Below are 17,173 nucleotides of genomic sequence, written 5' to 3'. Positions count from 1 at the left end.
AAGCGGCGCGCCCGTTACTTTTTTAAGGGCTTTTTGCGTGGGGCGGGGGCCGGTTTTTTCAGCAGTTCCCTGGCTTTCTTTTCCGCTTCCCGGATAATGGCATCCGCTTTCTCACGGGCATCACTGAGCATCCTGGCCGTGGTGATGGCGGCCTCTTTTACCACCGTTTCCCCGGCCACCATTTCCCGGGCGGCCTGCTCCGCGGCTTCCATTATCTCCAGAGATTTGCGGCGGGCTTCACTGACATAGGCGGCGGCCTGGTCTTCCGCTTCCGCCCGGACTTTCTTGAGCAGCGCCGCCACCTGATGCTCCGCGTTGCGGATAATCTGGGCCGCTTTCTGCTGGGAGGCCTGCATCAGCTTGCGCGACCGGATATCGGCCTCATATTGGGCCCGGGCGGCGATATCGCGGACGGACGGGGCGGTGCGCTGGCGGGCATCGGTCAGCAGCACGATGCCGGGGTCGGACTTATCCTCGCTCTTTTCCGGGGGAGGAGGCGCTTCGCGGGGCAGACGCGCCAGGCGGTCGATGGCCTGGAACGGCGGCAGCGGCGCATCTTTCTTTTCAGGTTCCTTTTTTTCTGTCGGCTCCGGAGCGGCGGCGGAAGGCAGCGGCTGGCGGCACCAGCGGCACACCGCGCCGAAGGCTTCCTGCCCGCAGTTGGGGCACCTGGGACGCGTTTTCATCTTTACCTCGTACTAAAATCAGGCTTTGGTATTGGCCGGCTTGCGGCGGTAGTCCGGTTTGGGGCCGAGCACGATATCCACGAAGAGGAACGGCCTGGTGACGCGGGTGATTTTGAGCGGCCCGTGCACCAGCCCCTTGGGCACCCAGACGAAGGTGGTGCAATTGATGATGTTTTTCGTGCCCTCGTCGCCCATGTACAGCTCAATTTCGGCATCGAACTCTTTCATGTCGTTCAGGTCGCCCCCCACGAAGCCGATATACTGCTCGTAGTCGTGGAAGTGCGGCTCGTCCACCATCAGGAAAGGCTCGGTGACATAGGACCAGCCCATGGAAAAGTAGGCCCCCTCAAAGTTGGTATCGCCCAGCATCAGAATCTGCGGGGCGGTAATTTCCTTAAACATGGACCTGGCCATGGGTTCCTTGAGGAAATATTTATCATAGTTTTTACCGGCCATCTTTTTCTCCTTTAAAATATTCCCGCCGGGGGCGGGGAATCACCTTTCCCAGGACCGGATAAGCTCATAGACGCCGGCCCACTTCATGGTGAAGCCGACCTCTTCCTTAACGTTTTCATAGTCCGCGACGGCGGCGGCGAAGGCGGGGCTTTTGGGGAAATCCGCCAGGGCTTTTTCACTCTCGAACTCATAGATGGTCAGGTAGCGGGAGCATGAATCCCCGCCGTCCTTGAGCCGGTAGCGGCTGGCCTGCTTGACGCCCGCGAAGCCGAAGAGCATGGGGACATGCTTCTCCGTGTACCATTTATCGAAAGCCGCATCCTTTTCCGGCGTGCTTTGCGCCGCCACGATTTGCATCAGCTTGTTGCCCGGCATGGCCGTTTCTCCTTCCGTCGCGGTTTTGCATAATACAGCCGTTGGGCTAACGGCAGGACTTCAAGGAGCAGGTAAAAGTATCATACCGTATCTGCTCATTGAAGGCAAGACAAAAACCGGGCGGCCGGGCGGAGACTTTACAGATACCGGCAGGCGCGACTTACCAGTAACGCTCCAGGAAATATAGGTGTTTACCCTAATAAAATTCGGTGAAACCTTACTGTCAGACCGGCGGGCAAACACCTATCATAAGCATAAACCCATATCACGCCATGTCAAGTTATGGCAAACGGTATCATTTGTCCCGCATACGGGGGAGTAGTCAAATGCCGGTAAGCATTAATGACAAAACATATTACCGCACCAGCGCCTCGCACCCGCTTTTCCCGTGATACCTGCGGGCAGAGTACACCGGTGAGACCTATACCTGCAACGCCAGCGGCAACGTTTTCCAGACCGCGAGGTAACATTATTCACCGGGCAGGTGAGACAAGAGTGGTTAGCCTATGACAATAGATGCAACGGCCAAACAAAACGGTAATAACTTCAGCGGGACGCCGGGAGACCAGACCGCCCGCGAGCGCCCGGAGACCGCCTATATAAGCGACTCGCAGCAGCTGCTGCTGCGGGCCCAGCAGAACGCGGTGGACGCTAAGGAGGCGGCCATGGGGGCCATCAGCCGGTTTTACCGGGAAAGCCAGGTCTCCGAAAAAAAGGCGGAGAAGATGGTCAAGGACCTGGACGACGCCATCCAGACCGCCCTGGACGCCACCAGGAAATCCAGGGTAAAGGACAAAAAGGAAAGCGGCCAGGACAGCCTTTTCGCGGACGGGAAAATGAAGAAGTCCGTATCTGAAAAAGTGCTGAATAACGACAGCTTTCCGCTGGGGGTGGCTGGCCTGGGCAAGTCAATCTTCGGCTCCGGCGAGTACGACACGGAGACCCGTGAAGAGTTTTACCGGGTGGTGATGCGTCAAAGCCCGCAGCTGCGCCAGCTTATCGATGATTTGACCGAGGACAAATCCAGGCTCAAGACGGAAAAAATCATAGCGGAGGCCAAATCGGAGATAGTGGCGGCGCGGGTGACGGTCAACCACGCCCAGGAAGAGATGAACGAGGTCAAGGAAGCGGCCAGGAAATCGCTGGCCGAGGCGGAGATAGCGCGGCGGACGGCGGAATTAACCGTCAGCCAGGTAAAGCAGGCCGCGCTCAGCCAGGTGGCGGCGGAAATCACCAGGGCCCGGGAAGAAGTAGAGACGATTAAAGACTCCGCCGATACCGTCGTCCGGAAGGCGGAGGAAGAGGTGAGGAAAAGCCGGGAGCAGACGACCGCGGCCAACAGCCACGCCCAGGTAGCCATCTCCCTGACCCAGGAAAAACTCCGCAAAGACGCGGAAGAGCTTAAAGTGGCCAAATTGCAGGTGCAGATGGCGGTCAGGCAGGTGCAGGAAGAAGCCAAAGCCGTTAATGAACAGGCGGCGGCCGTCCGTCGCCAGGGCCAGGGGGCCATCGACCGCGCCGCGCTGGAGACCAAACAGGCGCAGGAGGCCACGGAGATGGCGCGCAAGAAGATGCAGGAAGCCATGGTGGTGGCGGAAAAGCAGGCCTACGACCTGTTCTTCGGGGAGGTGAGGAAGATAAGGGAGGACGTGGAAGCGGTAAAGAAGTCGGCCTATGAGGCCATCGCCAAAGCGCGTGAAGAAAGCACTTTGGCCAAACAGGAAGCGGAAACGATGAAAATAGCCAGCCAGCAGGCCATGTTCCTGGCGCAGGAAGAGACCCGCCGGGCGCAGGAGGAAGCGGAAAGGGCCAGGCAGTCCGTGCTGGAGGTCATCAGCCGGGCGCAGGAAGAAAGCCGCAAGGTAAGCGAAGAGGCGGAAGCCAGCATCCTCCAGGCCAATGACGCCATGATGCAGGCCAAGCAGGACATTATAGAAATGACCCGGCGGGAAATCAGCCAGACCAGGCAGGACCTGGAAACCGTCGGCAATATCAATGACAAAGCGCCGGAAGCAGTGGGCGAGGCGGGCGAATCGGACAAGCTCGACCCCAATTACGTGGCTACGGTGCTGCATGAGATGAGGACACCGCCGCCGGCGTCTCTTTCCTGATTGTCATCGAGCGGTAGCCGGTACGGATTGTATCAAACTTATTCAGACAAACCGGGAGATATTGTATTTCCCGCCCGCCGCCGTGTTCATCAGCCTCAAACAAAGTTGACTTATACCGCCGCATTGTTATAGCCTCTAACAAGGGAAAACTCTAAACTTTAAACTCTAAATCCTGAACGTTTTTTACTACAGTTGCTCATCAGGCCGGGACCTGTTTAGTGTTTAGATATTAGAGCTTGGAAATTCATTTTGAAGGAGTGAACATGAAAGCTGCGCTGTGTTATGAATTCGGGAAACCGCTGGTAGTGGAGGATGTGGAAATAGCCGAACCGGGCGCCAGGGACGTGAAAATCCGCGTGGCGGCCACGGCCATCTGCCACAGCGATGTCCATGATTGGAAGGGCGAAATGCCCGGCCGGGTGCCTTTTATAGGGGGGCACGAAACGGCCGGCTACGTGGAAAAAGTGGGGGCGGAAGTCACCTCGGTCAAGGCCGGCGACCCGGTAGTCATTTCGCTGCTGGCATCCTGCGGCAAGTGCTATTACTGCGTCACCGGGCTGCCGCACCTCTGCGAGCACCGCTTCGACCCGCCGGCGCAGCCGCGGGTGAAAGACAAGAAGGGACAGGCGCCGGACCTCAAGGGCAATATCGGCGGCTTCGCGGAATACGTGGTAGTCAACGAGTCCATGGTGGTGAAAGTCCCCAAAGAGATGCCTCTGGACCGGGCGGCCCTGCTGGCCTGCGGCGTTATCACCGGCTTCGGCGGGGTGGTCAACCGCGCCAAGGTGCGGCCTTTCCAGAGCGTGGTGGTCATGGGCGCGGGCGGGGTGGGCATTAACGCCGTCCAGGGCGCCGCTTACGTGGGGGCTTACCCCATCATCGCCGTGGACGTGCTGGAAAACAAGCTGAAAATGGCTATGGACTTCGGCGCGACGCACATGGTCAGCGCTAAAAACGAAAAGGCGGCGGAAGAGATCAGGAAGCTGACGGCGGGGAGGGGAGCGGAATGGGTTTTCGTCACCGTGGGCAGCGTCGCCGCCATCAAGCAGGGCATGTCCTTCACCGGGCAGCGCGGCACCACCGTGCTTATCGGCCTGCCCAACTTCCGCGACCAGCTCAGCTTTTCCCCGCTGGAAATGATACCTTCGGAAAAGAACCTCATCGGCGGCTTCATGGGCGCCACCAATCTGAAAATAGACATCCCCAACCTGGTAGCCATGTACCAGTCCGGCAAGCTCAAACTGGACGAGCTTATCACCGGGCGCTATCCCCTCTCCAAAATTAACGAAGCCATGGCGCTGACGGAAAAGGGCGAGGGACTGCGCAACGTTATCATGTTCGAATAAATATTAGGAAGAGGGACTTAAAGATGAAAGCGGCAATCCTTTACGAAGCGAACAAGCCCCTGGTTATTGAAGACGGTGTGACCCTGGACGCCCCCGGCAAGGGGGAGGTCAAGGTTAAGGTGGCCTGTACCGCGGTGTGCCACAGCGACCTTCATTTTATCAGCGGGGAAATACCGTCCCCGCTGCCCGGCCTGGCCGGACACGAGACCTCCGGCTACGTTGATGAAATCGGCGAGGGCGTGACCAAGTGTAAGCCCGGCGATACGGTAGTCATCGGCACGGTGACCTCCGGCTGCGGGCATTGCTATTACTGCACCATCGGCAAGCCCCACTTCTGCACGGAACGGGGCGCTTTTAACCGACCCAAGCACAAGAACGCCAAGGGGCAGCCCCTGGCGCTGATGGCCGGGCCGGTGGGCGGCTTCGCGGAATACACCACCGTGCCCCAGGAACTGGTGACCAAAATCCCCAAAGATATGCCCCTGGACCGCGCCTGCCTGATTGCCTGCGGCGTGACGTCCGGGTTCGGGGCGGTGGTCAACCGCGCCAAGGTCCCGGCCATGAGCAGCGCGGCGGTCATCGGCACCGGCGGGGTGGGACTCAACTCCATCCAGGGCGCGGCTTTTTGCGGCGCTTACCCCGTTATCGCGGTGGATGTACTGGACAGCAAGCTGGAAACGGCTAAGGCTTTCGGGGCGACGCACACGGTCAACCTGCTAAAAGAAAAAGACCCGGTCAAGGCCGTACAGGGGATGACCGGCGGGCGGGGCGCGGACTACGTTTTCGTGACCGTGGGCAAGATGGAGGCCATCCGCACCGGCTTTTCCATGTGCGGGGCGATGGGCATGACGGTGCTGGTGGGGCTGGCGCAGGGCAACATGAAAGACTTTATGCCGCTGGAGTTCATCTTCACGGAAAAATGTCTCACCGGCAGCGGCGGCGGCTCGATACGCCCCAGCATCGATATTCCCTTCCTGGTTTCTCTGTACCAGGCGGGCAAGCTCAAGCTGGACGAGCTTATTACCGCTCACTACCCGCTGGCCCGCATCAACGAGGCGGTGGCGTCACTGCAAAAGGGCGATGCCCTGCGCAATATCATCATGTTTGAGTAACAGGTAGAGAAAGGCGCTTTTTTCCTGGCCTTTTTTACGCTTACCATGAGCTTGTCGAAGGGTAAAGTAAGTGTTTACCGCTATGGTTCGGCAAGCTCACCACGAGCGGTCTATAAATCTGAAAACGGGAAAAAGTGAGGACTGCCGATGCTCAGCGGCTACCGCGTGCTCGACCTTACCAATGAGAAAGGCTTTCTCTGCGGCAAGGCCTTGGGCGACTTTGGGGCGGATGTCATCAAGATAGAGAAGCCGGGCGGCGAGCCGGACCGCAATAAGGCGCCCTTTTTTCACGATACCGCCGACCCGGAAAAAAGCCTGTACTGGTTCGCTTTTAATGCCAACAAGCGCAGCATCACGCTGGATATCGAGACCGCGGACGGGCGGGAAATCTTTAAGGAACTGGTGAAGACGGCGGACGTGGTGGTGGAGTCGTTCCCGCCCGGCCATATGGACAAAATCGGCCTGGGCTATGGCGTCCTGAGCGGGGTCAATCCCAGAGTAATCCTGACGTCCATCAGCGGCTTCGGGCAGAAGGGGCCTTACCGCGATTACAACGACCGCGACCTGGCGGTGTGGGCTTTATCCGGCTACATGTATATCACCGGGGAGCCGGACCGGCCGCCTTTAGCCCCCAGCTACCCCCACGCCCACCTGATAGGCGCGATGAACGGGGCCATCGGCACGATGGTGGCTTTAGCCCAGCGCCGCCTCACCGGACGGGGACAGACGGTGGACGCATCCACCCACCAGGGGCTTTGCTTCGCCATTTCCATAGAGACCAAGCTGCCCTGGGCGTTCCAGAAAATCAACGCCTCCCGCGAGGGCCGCGAACGCCTCAAGATATTCTGCAAGGACGGGCAGGTAAAAATCCCGCTACTATGGCAGTGTAAGGACGGCAGCATCGCGTTCTTCTTCTGGGTAGGCCCCAACTTCGTCAAGCACAACGAGTCGCTGGTCGCCTGGATAAAGTCGTCCGGCGCCGACCCCGGCCTGCTCGGCACCTGGGACTGGGCCAAAGAAGGCTGGAACAAGTACACCATGGAGGAAGTGCGGCAGATACGCGCCACGCTGGAAACGTTCTTCATGAAGCACACCAAGATGGAGCTGCATGACGGCGCCATGGAATACCGTATCCAGCTTACCCCCGTCCTCGCCCCCAAAGACCTGCTGGAGTTTCCCCTCTTTAAGGAGCGAAATTTCTGGCGGGAGATAGACCACCCGGAGCTGGGCACTAAAATCACCTATCCGGGGGGCTTCGTCAAACCGGGCATCGGGGACTGCGGCGTGCGCTTCCGCGCCCCGCTCATCGGGGAGCATAATGAAGACATCTATAAAAAAGATTTAAAAATGTCCGCTCAGGATATGGTCAATCTGAAAGAGCGGCGGGTGATTTGATATGGCGGAGCCAAGACCTTTTGCCGGACTGAAAGTGCTGGACTTCACCTGGGGTGGGGTGGGGCCTTTCCAGGGGAATTTCCTGGGCTACTACGGCGCCATGATTGTGCGCATTGAAAGCGCTTTGCGGCCGGACGTGACCCGGCAGGGCGGCAACGTCAATCCCACGGACAAAAAGCTGGCCGAGGTCTTTAAAGACCCCCGCAAACGCCTGGAGTTCGGCGGGGCTTTCGCGGTGACCCACCCGGTGAAAAAGTACGGCATGGGCCTCAATCTAAATCACCCCAAAGCGGTTGAGGTATTCAAGCAGTTAGCCGGCTGGGCGGACGTGCTCATCGAAAGCTTCACCACCGGCACGCTGGAAAAGCGCGGCTTGGGCTGGGAAGATTTACATAAGATCAATCCGCGGCTTATCATGCACCGCACCTGCGGCTACGGGCATACCGGCTCCATGGCCAGCCAGCCGGGCTACGGCCAGACGGTCACCAGCCTCACCGGGTTTTATACCATCGCCGGGTGGCCGGACAGACTGCCGGTGCCGATATCGTCGTATTACACCGACCACCTTTCGCCGCTGTTCGGTGGGCTGGCGCTGATGGCGGCCATAGATTACCAGCAGCGCATCGGAGAGGGGCAGTGCATCGACCAATCGCAAATAGAGTCCGGCATCAACTACCTTGCGCCGCTGGTGCTGGACTACGCCGCCAACCACAGGGAGCTGGCTTTAAGGGGCAACAGCAGCCCCTGTGCCGCCCCGCACGGGGCTTACCGCTGCCGGGGCGAGGATAGATGGGTGGCCATCACCGTGCAGACGGACCAGGAATGGGAAAGCTTCTGCCAAGTAGTGGGCAGCCCGGACTGGACGCGGGAGGAGAGATTCCGCACGCTGGACAGGCGGATAAAGAACCGCGCCGTCCTCGACGATTATTTGAATAGCTGGACCAAGGAACGTACCGCCGAGCAGGTCATGACCATAATGCAGTCGACTGGCGTGGCGGCGGGGGTGGTGGCGACGGCCCAGGACTCGGAAAGCGACCCCCAGCTGGCGGCCTACGACTTCTTTCACGAAATCGAGCACCCGTACCTGGGCAAGCAGAAGTTTTTCCACCCGCCCGCCTTTACCCTGTCCGACGCCGAGGCGGAACTGCACCGGCCGGTACAGCTCGGGGAGCACACGGAATACATCTGTAAAGAGGTGCTCGGCATGAGCGGCGAAGAATACGAAAACCTGAAAAAAGAGGGAGTCTTCGACTAAGCGCTAACCCCTCTCCCTTGATGGGAGAGGGAAGGGTGAGGGTGAAAACCCATTAAGAGCTTGATTTAGTAGTGTTAGAATAGGAATATGCGACGAACTGTTATCAAGTTTATACCAGCCATCGCTTCCAAAAAACAATTTCACTGTGGCGTTAAAAGATAGGTTTGAAAAATTAGTAAAGAAATAATATGACCATCAAAGATAAATACGCCTTCGCGGGGGTGGGGCTGACGGCGCTGGGGAAAATACCGGACCTTACCCCGGACGAGCTGGCGGCGCAGGCCATCAGCCTGGCCCTGGCGGACGCCGGCCTGAAGCCGTCTGAAATCGACGGCTATATCTACCAGCCGGGCATGGGCGGCGGCCTGGGCGATACGGCTCCCCTGCAAATGACGGGCATTGCCGCTTCCATGGTCTGGCAGGCGGCCAGCCTGGGATCTTACGCCAACGTCATGGTGGCCATGGCTATCGGGGCCATGGAAAGCGGGCTTTGCCATACCTGCGTCCTGGTGCACGCCGCCAGCGCGGCCAGCCGGCGGGGCGGGGGCATGATGCCGATGGGCCAGTACAGCACGCCGGGGGCTTACGGCTGGTACGGCCCGGGGGCGACGGCCGCCTGCATGGCGCAGCGCTACAGTCACCTTTACGGACTCAAACGCGAGCAGCTGGGCGCCATCGCCTTAACGCTAAGGGAAAACGCCAATAAAAGGCCGGACGCCATCATGCACGGTAAAAAGATAACGATGGACGACTACCTTAACGCCCGCCCGGTGGTGGAGCCGCTCTGTCTGCTGGACTTCTGCCTGGTCAACGACGGCGCCGTCGCCCTGATAATAACCTCAAAAGAGCGGGCGCAAAACTGTAAAAAGAAGCCGGTCTATGTCATGGGCTACGGCATCGACCACTCCCTGCGGGAAATGAACCGGTCGCCGGAAGCCATCCACCACTTCGACGGCTTCGTGGTAGCAAAAGCCAAAGAGGAAGCCTTCGGCATGGCGGGCATAACTTTGAAAGACATCGACGTGGCCCAGCTGTATGACGCTTTCACCATCTTTTTACTCTCCCAGCTGGAGGGCTACGGCATCTGTAAAAAAGGGGAGGCGGGGGACTTCGCGGCGGCGGGGAATTTAAAGCCGGCCGGGAGCTTTCCCTGTAATACGTCCGGCACCGGGCTTTCCTGGGGCTATTTGATGGGCTTTACCCAGCTCACGGAGGGGATAAGGCAGATGCGGGGAGAAGGCGGCGCCACCCAGGTAAAAGACGCGGAGACCTGCCTGGTAACCGGGCTGGGCGGCATGGTGGACAACGGCAGCGCCGCCACCTGCTGTATCCTGAGGAGATAAGATGCCGGAGATAAAAAAACAGCTCCCGCTGGTCACGGAGTCCAATAAAGCTTTCTGGGAAGCCGCGCGGCGGCACGAGCTGGCGGCGTATAAATGCCGTAGCTGCGGCGCGCTTTGCACGCGGGAGGCCGCCTGTGCCGCCTGCGGGGCGGACGGGGGGGAATGGGTAAAGGTGAGCGGGCGGGGGGAGGTCTTTACTTTCTGTGTTTACCGGCAGTCCTTCCACCCGGCCTGGCGGGACGATGTCCCCTACAACGCGGCCTACGTGAAGCTGGCGGAAGGCCCGCTATTGATGACCAATATCGTGGGATGCGAAAATAAAGATATTTACATCGGCATGGCGGTGGAAGTAACCTTCGATGACATAACGCCGGAGGTAACGCTGCCCAGGTTCAGGCCGGCGGGAATAAATAAATCTGAATACCAGAATAGTAATGAAGGACGGAAATGACTGAAAAACCGACGCCACTTGATCAATTTGAAGTCGACTTTAAAGCCGGTATCGGCAGGGAGTATGACATTACCGGCCAGTGCTTCCTCACCGAGGCCACCCGGGACAATATCAAAAACTTCGCCGAGGCGGTGGGGGACGCCAACCCGCTGTGGCTGGACGAGGAATACGCCGGGAAGAGCCGCTTTAAGGGGATTACGGCGCCGCCCACTTTTTTATATAACATCAACCACGGCAGCGCGCCGGCTTTAGCCCCGCCCCGCCAGCTGCCGCCGCTGAATTTAAGCCTGCTCTACGCGGGGGCGGAACTGGAGTTTTTCCGGCCCATCCGCCTGGGCGATGCCTTTTCCGCCGTCAAGGCCAAAAGCGTGGGCATCGAGAGGAAGGAAAGCAAGTCCCTGGGCCCCATGCTCTTCGCCACCGGCGAGGCGTATTACTACAACCAGCGGCAGGAGCTTATCGGCACTATCCGCACCACCACCTGCCGCTTCGAACCGCCCCAGAAACAGGCCGTCCATTTCGACAGGGAATCGAAGCCCGGCTTCGAGGTAAAATCGCCCGACCTGCTGGCCTTCGAGCATAAAAGACGCGGGGCCGCGCCGCGCTACTGGGAGAACGTGGCGGTGGGTGAGGAGATGGCGCCGGCGCTGGAAAAAGGGCTGCTCACCATGATGGAGATTGTCCGCTTCGGGCTCTTCGTGTCCGGCGTGCCGCGGCGCATCGAACGCAGACGGGAGCAGGTGGAAATCGGCTTTTCACGGGAGGAAATGCAGAAGCGCGCCGGACTGGAAAACGCCTCCGACTACGGCCCGCAGCGGGTATGCTGGCTGGGACAGTTCGTGACGGACTGGATGGGCGATGACGGCACGCTGAAAAAGTACTCCTGCCAGGTACGGCACCCCAGCATCATGGGGGACAGCAACTTCGTGAAGGGAAAGGTGACGGCCAAGCGCATCGCCAGCGGCGAGCACCTGGTGGACTGTGAAGTGTGGGTGGAAAACCAGGCGGGGTTGGTAACCGCTCCCGGCCTGGCCACGATAGCCCTGCCCAGCAAGGATTATTAGTTGAACCATGCCGGCGAAAGTAGTATACCCCGTATGCCAATCGGGGCCGGCATCCGGTCGGTAAATTATAGCGGGGTTTACCGGGAATAACGCAACTGAAACTCGCCGGATTCCGCTTTTCACCGGAACGGCCGGTTATTGTAAATTATGCCAGTAAACCCTATCGTTTGAGGCCTGCCGCAGAATCTTTTGCGGGTTCTTTCACCGTCTCTTTGTCCGTTTGCTTTTGCTCGTTCAGCACGGACTGGAGCCATTCCTTTTCCCGCCAGAGCGCGCAGCCGCCGGAGCTTTCGTGGAGCTGGTCCGAGTTGTCCCGCACCGTCGCCAGGAAGCGCGAACGCAGGGACTCTTTCAAAGACGTATCCCGCACGTTGGTGTCTGAGTACGGGGCGAAGGGGCAGGGCTCCACGTTGCCCTGGGCGCTGATATGGACGAAACCGCGCCCGGAGGACAGGCACCCGCCGAAGTCCTTCTCGTCGTCGGGGAGGTTGACGAAAAGGGCGGGGAAGTCCTTGCGGAAAGCGGCCACCTTTTGCACCATGGTTTCCCGCTGCGCGGCGGTGACTTCCCAGGACTCGGTGCCGGCGTCTATGGGCGTGTATTCGATGAAGAAGAATAGGCGGCAGCCGGACCGGTGCAGGTCCCGCACCAGGCTGCTTTCCGTCACCGTATTGAAATTGCTCTGCGTCAGGGTAATGGAAGTGCCGAAGAAGATGTGCCGCTGCTTCAGCCTGCGGATAACCGCGGTAAGGTTCTGAAAGACCCCGCTGCCCCGCCGCAGGTCGGTCTCGGCGCGGTTGCCCTCCAGGCTGAGGATGGGCACCAGGTTGGGAATATGCTTCATATGGTCGGCCAGGGCGACGTCAATCAGAGTCCCGTTGGTAAACACGAAGAAAATCACGTCCCGGAACTCCCTGATGATATCCAGGATTTCCCGGCGCACCAGCGGCTCGCCGCCGGCCAGCACCATGAAGGAAACCCCCAGCTCCCGCGCCTCCCGGATGGTCTCCCGCATCTTGGCCGCGCTCATTTCCGGCTGAACGGCGTCATGGAGCGCCTGGGCGTAGCACCCCTTGCAGTGGAGGTTGCAGCGTTCCGTAATGCTGTAGATGATGATGGGCGGCACGTGCACGCCCTGACCGTCCAGCCCGCCGCGGACTTTAGCGGCCCGGCGCTGCCACCGCACGGTGCGGAAGAAGAACCAGGCCTGAGAGGGGCGGCGCAGGGTAATGTGCCAGGCGGTGCTGAAAAATATCCCCAGTGATTTATTTAGGAGGCCGGTATAGCCTTTTTTCTCTTTTGGTGCCGTGGTGTTCATTTTCAACTCCCTCTACCGGGTGAAATTCAGGTTTGACGCTATCTTTGCTTGATGACGGAAGCCCCGGCAATCTGTATTTTCCCCAAAGCGGGCCGGCCGGCATATTCCAGGCGGGAGGCGCCGCTCAAATTGATATCCAGGTTTTCTTTGACGTTCAGCTGGACGCTGCTGGCGCCGGAGGTATTCAGGCTGGCTTTTTGCAGCGTCAGGTTGGCCAGCCTGGCCTGGCTGGCGCCGGAAAGCTCGATAAAGGCGCTGGCGGCGGAGCCGGAAAGCTCCATGCGGCTGGCGCCGGAGACGTTAAACCGGATTTCCCCGCTGATGCTGATATCCCCGGTAAGGTCGGAAGCGCCGGAGATATTCATCTTGACGCCGCCCGCGGCCAGGCGGTTGATTTCCAGGTGGCTGGCCCCGCTCAGCTTGAGGCTGAACTCGCGGTCGGAGTGGAAACCTATCACCTTGCCTTGGCAGGAGCCGGACATTTCCAGCGCTTCCAGCTCCGGCATGGTGACGACGACGTGGGGGCGGGGGTGGAAGAGCGCTGCCCAGTCCAGGCCGCGGCGGCCTATTACCAGGGTTTCGCCCACCTTTTCCACCCGGATGCGACTGAAATCATCGCCGATGGTCAGGCTGTAGGTATCTTCTCTCAGGATATCCACGGAGAGCGCCCGCTCGATTCTAAGTCGGGTGAAATCTGTGAAGTCGAACCGCTGCGTATTCATTTTTGCCCTCCTTTCAATATTCGGACTATTTTAGCATCATCCGTATAGCTACCGCAAAACCTGGAAAAGTCCCGGGCCGGCCCTGCGTGAGGCCAGCCCGGGATTGAGGAGGCATATTTACTTCATGCGCCAGTCTCGCATCGGTTCTACCGGCGGTATCACGTTGTCTTCCGCCGCTACCGGAATGGGATTGAGGACCGGCCGGAAGGCGGGTGATGGCCTGGCGGCGGACGGCTCCCGGCGGCTTTCCATGTCCTCGCCGATGCTGATGTTCGGCAGCCAGTTGAGCCATTTAGGCAGGTACCAGTTGGCCTTGCCCAGCAGTTTCATCGTGGCCGGGACGAGCACGCAGCGCACCAGGGTGGAGTCGATGAGGACGGCGATGGCCAGGCCGAAGCCCATCTGCTGCATTGTTACCATATCGCCCAGGGCGAACCCGGCGAACACCGCCACCATGATGAGCGCGGCCCCGGTTATCAAACGCCCGGTGGAGCGCAGCCCGAAGGACACCGCCGCGGTATTATCGCCATGATGCAGGTAGTGTTCGCGGACGCGGCTGAGCAGGAACACATGGTAGTCCATGGACAGCCCGAAGAGCACGGCGAACAGGAAGAGCGGCAGCCAGGTCTCGATGGAGTCCACCTGCGTGAAGCCCAGGATGCCGGCCCCGATGCCTTTCTGGAACACCAGCACCATCAGCCCGTAACAGGCGCCCACGGAGAACAGGTTCATGATGATGGCCGTGGCCGGTATGACGATGGAGCGGAAGGCCAGCAGCAGCACCACGAAACTCAGCGCCAGCACGAAGGTGAAGATAACCGGCGTATAGTCATTGGTGATTTTGTTGTAGTCTACCATGAAAGCGGACTCGCCGGTGACCATCACTTTGGCGGTGGTATCAGTAAACGTGGCCGGGATGTAGTCCGCACGTATCCGCGTCACGCTGGCCAGGGCTTCCTGGCTCATGGTATCACCGGCCACCCTGGCGTAAATCACCGCCATGTTCAGGTCCGGGTAAGGCGCCACGACGGCGGAAGAGAATACGGCGTCACCGGCCAGCTTTTCCTGTAGTCCGGCGATGGCCGTCCGGGTGGCGGGGGCACTAACGTTGCCGTCAACCACTATCATGGTGGGAGTGTCCAGCCCTATGTGGAAATCACGCAGCAGCACCATGTAGCCCTGCTTGGAGGGCAGATAGTCCGGCGTGGAAGAGATGCCGGACATGCCGGACTTCTTGTCAAAGAAGGGCACGATGGCGGCGACCAGGATGACCACGGTGAGCAGCAGGCTGACCACCGGCGCGCGGGTCACGGTGCGGGTAATCCAGGCCCAGACGCCCTTGTTGTCTTCATAGGACGGCGCTTTCTTCGACTGTATGAACGGTATTCTCAGGGAATTGACCTTGTCCCCGAAGATGCTGATTAAAGCGGGCAGCAGTGTCATGGAAGCCAGGATAGCGGTGAACACCACCAGCAGCGACCCGATGCCCATGGAGATGAAGATTGAGAGCGGGAAGACCACCAGCCCCACCAGCGCCAGCAGCACGGTGATGCCGCTGAAGAAGACCGCTTTGGAGGCGGTGGCGCCGGCCTTGCCGATAGCGTCCATTTTCTCCAGGCCGTGCGCCCGCTCCTCGCGGAAACGCGTGAGGATGAACAGGGAGTAGTCTATACCCACCGCCAGGCCCATCATGGTAATCATGGAGGTTATCATGAAGGTCAGGTCCATCGCCTGGCCCACCAGGGCGGTAAAGCCCAGGGCCACCACGATGGAAGCGATGCCCAGGAACACCGGCAGCAGGGCGGCGGTAATGGCGCCGAAAACAATCGCCAGAACGATGAGCGCCACCGCGATGCCCACCGTTTCCCCGGTGCGCATGGTGCTTTCCGCCAGTGTCATGGAGTCGTCCATGAAGGCGGCGGAACCGGTGTGATAGAGCTGAAAATCACCGGTTTTGTATTTATCGCTCACGGCATAGACTTCCGATATTCTGGCGTAATTGTCCGCGGGGACTTCAAAGGGGATAAAAGTGGCGTGGCGGTCGGCGGAGACCATGGAGGGGTCCTGTACCATGTAATAGGTCACGCCGTTCTGGACTACATCCGGCCCCAGCGCCATCAGTTCGCCGTAGAGGCTGTTCACCTGCGCGGCGAAAGCGGGGTCGTCCACGGTTAAGGTATCCGACCGGACGATAACCATTTCGTCCAGCATGGTGTCATCGGTGCCGAGCCGGTCCTGCATCAGGTTGTAGGCCGTCACGGATTCCGGGTTATTGGTGAACTCGGCGTCGGTGACCAGGGCACCGCCCAGCCAGCTGACCACGGCGATAACCGCCAGGACGATGGCGAGGCCCCAGATGCCCACGGTCCACCAGCGCCTTTTAGCGCAGGCTCGGGCGAGTGATTCTGTCCAGGTTCTCTTACGCATTGTCTTAGTCCTCCTCAATGGAACTCATCTCCACTATAAGACATGCGTAAGCCGGTTTTATCCGGCGGACGGGGGGACTTTAGGCTGGCGGTAAGGGGGGTTGAATACTGGCCGGATGGACAGGGTGGGGGAGGGGTAAAGGGGAAGACAAGAATGAAAAATCAAATCTTAAAGGCGGGGGACGAAAAGGAGCTGTCATTCCAGCGAAGGCTGGAATCCATTTGTTGACTTAAATGATACCTAATAACTAAAAGTGGATTCTGGCCTGCGCCAGAATGACAGATGATAAAGGCTTTATTGGGAGTTGTCATTCCAGCGAAAGCTGGAATCCACCTATGGCAGCCAGGCAATTACAGGTATTCAAAATGGATTCTGGCCTGTGCCAGAATGACACGGGTATAAGGGAGGCAGGGAGATTGCTTCGTCACCGCGTTCCTCGCCATGACAGAACCCCCTAATCTCTTCCCCCTCTACCTCACCAGCTTGTGCTTCAGGGCCGTGGCCACCGCTTCCGTCCGGGTGGCGACGCCCAGCTTGGAAAGGACATTGCTCACGTGGAACTTGACGGTGGACTGGCTGACTACCAGCCGCGCCGCGATATCGTGGTTGGCCAGGCCTTCCACCATCAGCGCCAGTATTTCCCGCTCCCGCTCGGTAAGGTCGGCGGCTTCCGTCGGCGGTTTTTTAAGGTTCTGCACCAGCACCTGGGCGGCTTCCGGGGAGAGGCTGGTCTTGCCCGCCATCGTTCCCTTGATAGCGGTGATAAGCTCGGCGGCGGAAACGGTCTTGAGAAGGTAGCCGGCGGCCCCGGCTTTCAAAGCGCCTTCCACCCACTCCCGGTCCCCGAAGCTGGTCAGCGCGATAATGCGGATATCCGGCTGGCTTTCATGGATGATACGGGTGGCGGTGACGCCGTCCATGACGGGCATCATCAGGTCCATCAGCACTATGTCCGGCTTCAGCGATTTGCACAGGTGCACCGCTTCCTCGCCGTTGTTGGCCTCCCCCACCAGGTCCATTTCCTCATAGGTCGTGATTACCGCGCCCAGGCCGCTGCGCACCACCGCGTGCTCGTCCACCAGCAGGATACGGATACGATTTTCATCACTCAT

The 17,173-nt window shown here is 59.5% G+C and carries 15 protein-coding genes; 8 read left to right on the top strand and 7 right to left on the bottom strand.

Annotated features, from left to right (window positions below; genetic code table 11):
- Positions 1–14: 14 nt before the first annotated feature.
- Genes WC370_03535 through WC370_03525 form a run of 3 tightly spaced genes read right to left on the bottom strand, consistent with a single transcriptional unit; the run spans position 15 to position 1,517 of the window.
- The gene (locus tag WC370_03535) at positions 15–686 is read right to left on the bottom strand and encodes a hypothetical protein (GenBank protein MFA5308543.1); all 672 of its coding nucleotides are present in this window, start codon (positions 684–686) and stop codon (positions 15–17) included.
- An 18-nt stretch (positions 687–704) separates the two neighbouring features.
- A complete protein-coding gene (locus WC370_03530) occupies positions 705–1,142 on the bottom strand; it encodes a hypothetical protein (GenBank protein MFA5308542.1) in 438 nt (145 codons plus the stop codon).
- 39 nt (positions 1,143–1,181) lie between these two features.
- Positions 1,182–1,517: a hypothetical protein gene (locus WC370_03525; protein MFA5308541.1), complete on the bottom strand. Its 336-nt coding sequence runs from the start codon at positions 1,515–1,517 to the stop codon at positions 1,182–1,184.
- 506 nt (positions 1,518–2,023) lie between these two features.
- Here WC370_03525 and WC370_03520 point away from each other — a divergent pair.
- From WC370_03520 to WC370_03485, 8 genes are all read left to right on the top strand, one after another.
- On the top strand, positions 2,024–3,628 hold the full coding sequence (locus WC370_03520) for a hypothetical protein (GenBank protein MFA5308540.1): 1,605 nt from the start codon (positions 2,024–2,026) through the stop codon (positions 3,626–3,628).
- A 263-nt stretch (positions 3,629–3,891) separates the two neighbouring features.
- A complete protein-coding gene (locus tag WC370_03515) occupies positions 3,892–4,974 on the top strand; it encodes a Zn-dependent alcohol dehydrogenase (protein MFA5308539.1) in 1,083 nt (360 codons plus the stop codon).
- A gap of 23 nt (positions 4,975–4,997) precedes the next feature.
- Positions 4,998–6,086, top strand: coding sequence for a Zn-dependent alcohol dehydrogenase (locus WC370_03510; protein ID MFA5308538.1), 1,089 nt, complete (start codon positions 4,998–5,000; stop codon positions 6,084–6,086).
- A gap of 147 nt (positions 6,087–6,233) precedes the next feature.
- Complete coding sequence (locus tag WC370_03505) at positions 6,234–7,481, top strand: CoA transferase (protein MFA5308537.1); 1,248 nt, start codon at positions 6,234–6,236, stop codon at positions 7,479–7,481.
- Between the two features lies 1 nt (position 7,482).
- Positions 7,483–8,736 carry a CoA transferase gene (locus WC370_03500; GenBank protein MFA5308536.1) on the top strand — a complete coding sequence of 418 codons (1,254 nt, stop codon included), beginning with the start codon at positions 7,483–7,485 and terminating at the stop codon, positions 8,734–8,736.
- A gap of 188 nt (positions 8,737–8,924) precedes the next feature.
- Positions 8,925–10,079, top strand: a complete 1,155-nt coding sequence (locus WC370_03495) for a thiolase family protein (protein MFA5308535.1) — start codon at positions 8,925–8,927, stop codon at positions 10,077–10,079.
- Between the two features lies 1 nt (position 10,080).
- Positions 10,081–10,530, top strand: a complete 450-nt coding sequence (locus WC370_03490; protein MFA5308534.1) for an OB-fold domain-containing protein — start codon at positions 10,081–10,083, stop codon at positions 10,528–10,530.
- Positions 10,527–11,594: a MaoC family dehydratase N-terminal domain-containing protein gene (locus WC370_03485; protein MFA5308533.1), complete on the top strand. Its 1,068-nt coding sequence runs from the start codon at positions 10,527–10,529 to the stop codon at positions 11,592–11,594. The genes WC370_03490 and WC370_03485 overlap by 4 nt, the downstream gene beginning before the upstream one ends.
- 160 nt (positions 11,595–11,754) lie before the next feature.
- On the opposite strand, the gene WC370_03480 is transcribed toward WC370_03485, so the two are convergent.
- The 4 genes from WC370_03480 to WC370_03465 all read right to left on the bottom strand — a co-directional run bounded on the left by WC370_03480 (position 11,755) and on the right by WC370_03465 (position 17,173).
- Positions 11,755–12,912, bottom strand: a complete 1,158-nt coding sequence (locus tag WC370_03480) for a radical SAM protein (GenBank protein ID MFA5308532.1) — start codon at positions 12,910–12,912, stop codon at positions 11,755–11,757.
- A 38-nt stretch (positions 12,913–12,950) separates the two neighbouring features.
- Positions 12,951–13,634, bottom strand: a complete 684-nt coding sequence (locus WC370_03475) for a DUF2807 domain-containing protein (GenBank protein ID MFA5308531.1) — start codon at positions 13,632–13,634, stop codon at positions 12,951–12,953.
- Positions 13,635–13,751: 117 nt separating this feature from the next.
- Positions 13,752–16,061 (bottom strand): MMPL family transporter, encoded by a 2,310-nt coding sequence (locus WC370_03470; GenBank protein MFA5308530.1) that lies wholly within the window; start codon positions 16,059–16,061, stop codon positions 13,752–13,754.
- Between the two features lie 470 nt (positions 16,062–16,531).
- Positions 16,532–17,173 carry a response regulator transcription factor gene (locus WC370_03465; protein ID MFA5308529.1) on the bottom strand — a complete coding sequence of 214 codons (642 nt, stop codon included), beginning with the start codon at positions 17,171–17,173 and terminating at the stop codon, positions 16,532–16,534.

This window comes from Dehalococcoidales bacterium (assembly GCA_041652735.1).
In the GTDB taxonomy this organism is placed as follows: Bacteria; Chloroflexota; Dehalococcoidia; order Dehalococcoidales; family RBG-16-60-22; genus RBG-13-51-18.
Note: the sequence above shows the minus strand (reverse complement) of the source record. Positions and strands in the feature narration are given on the sequence as shown.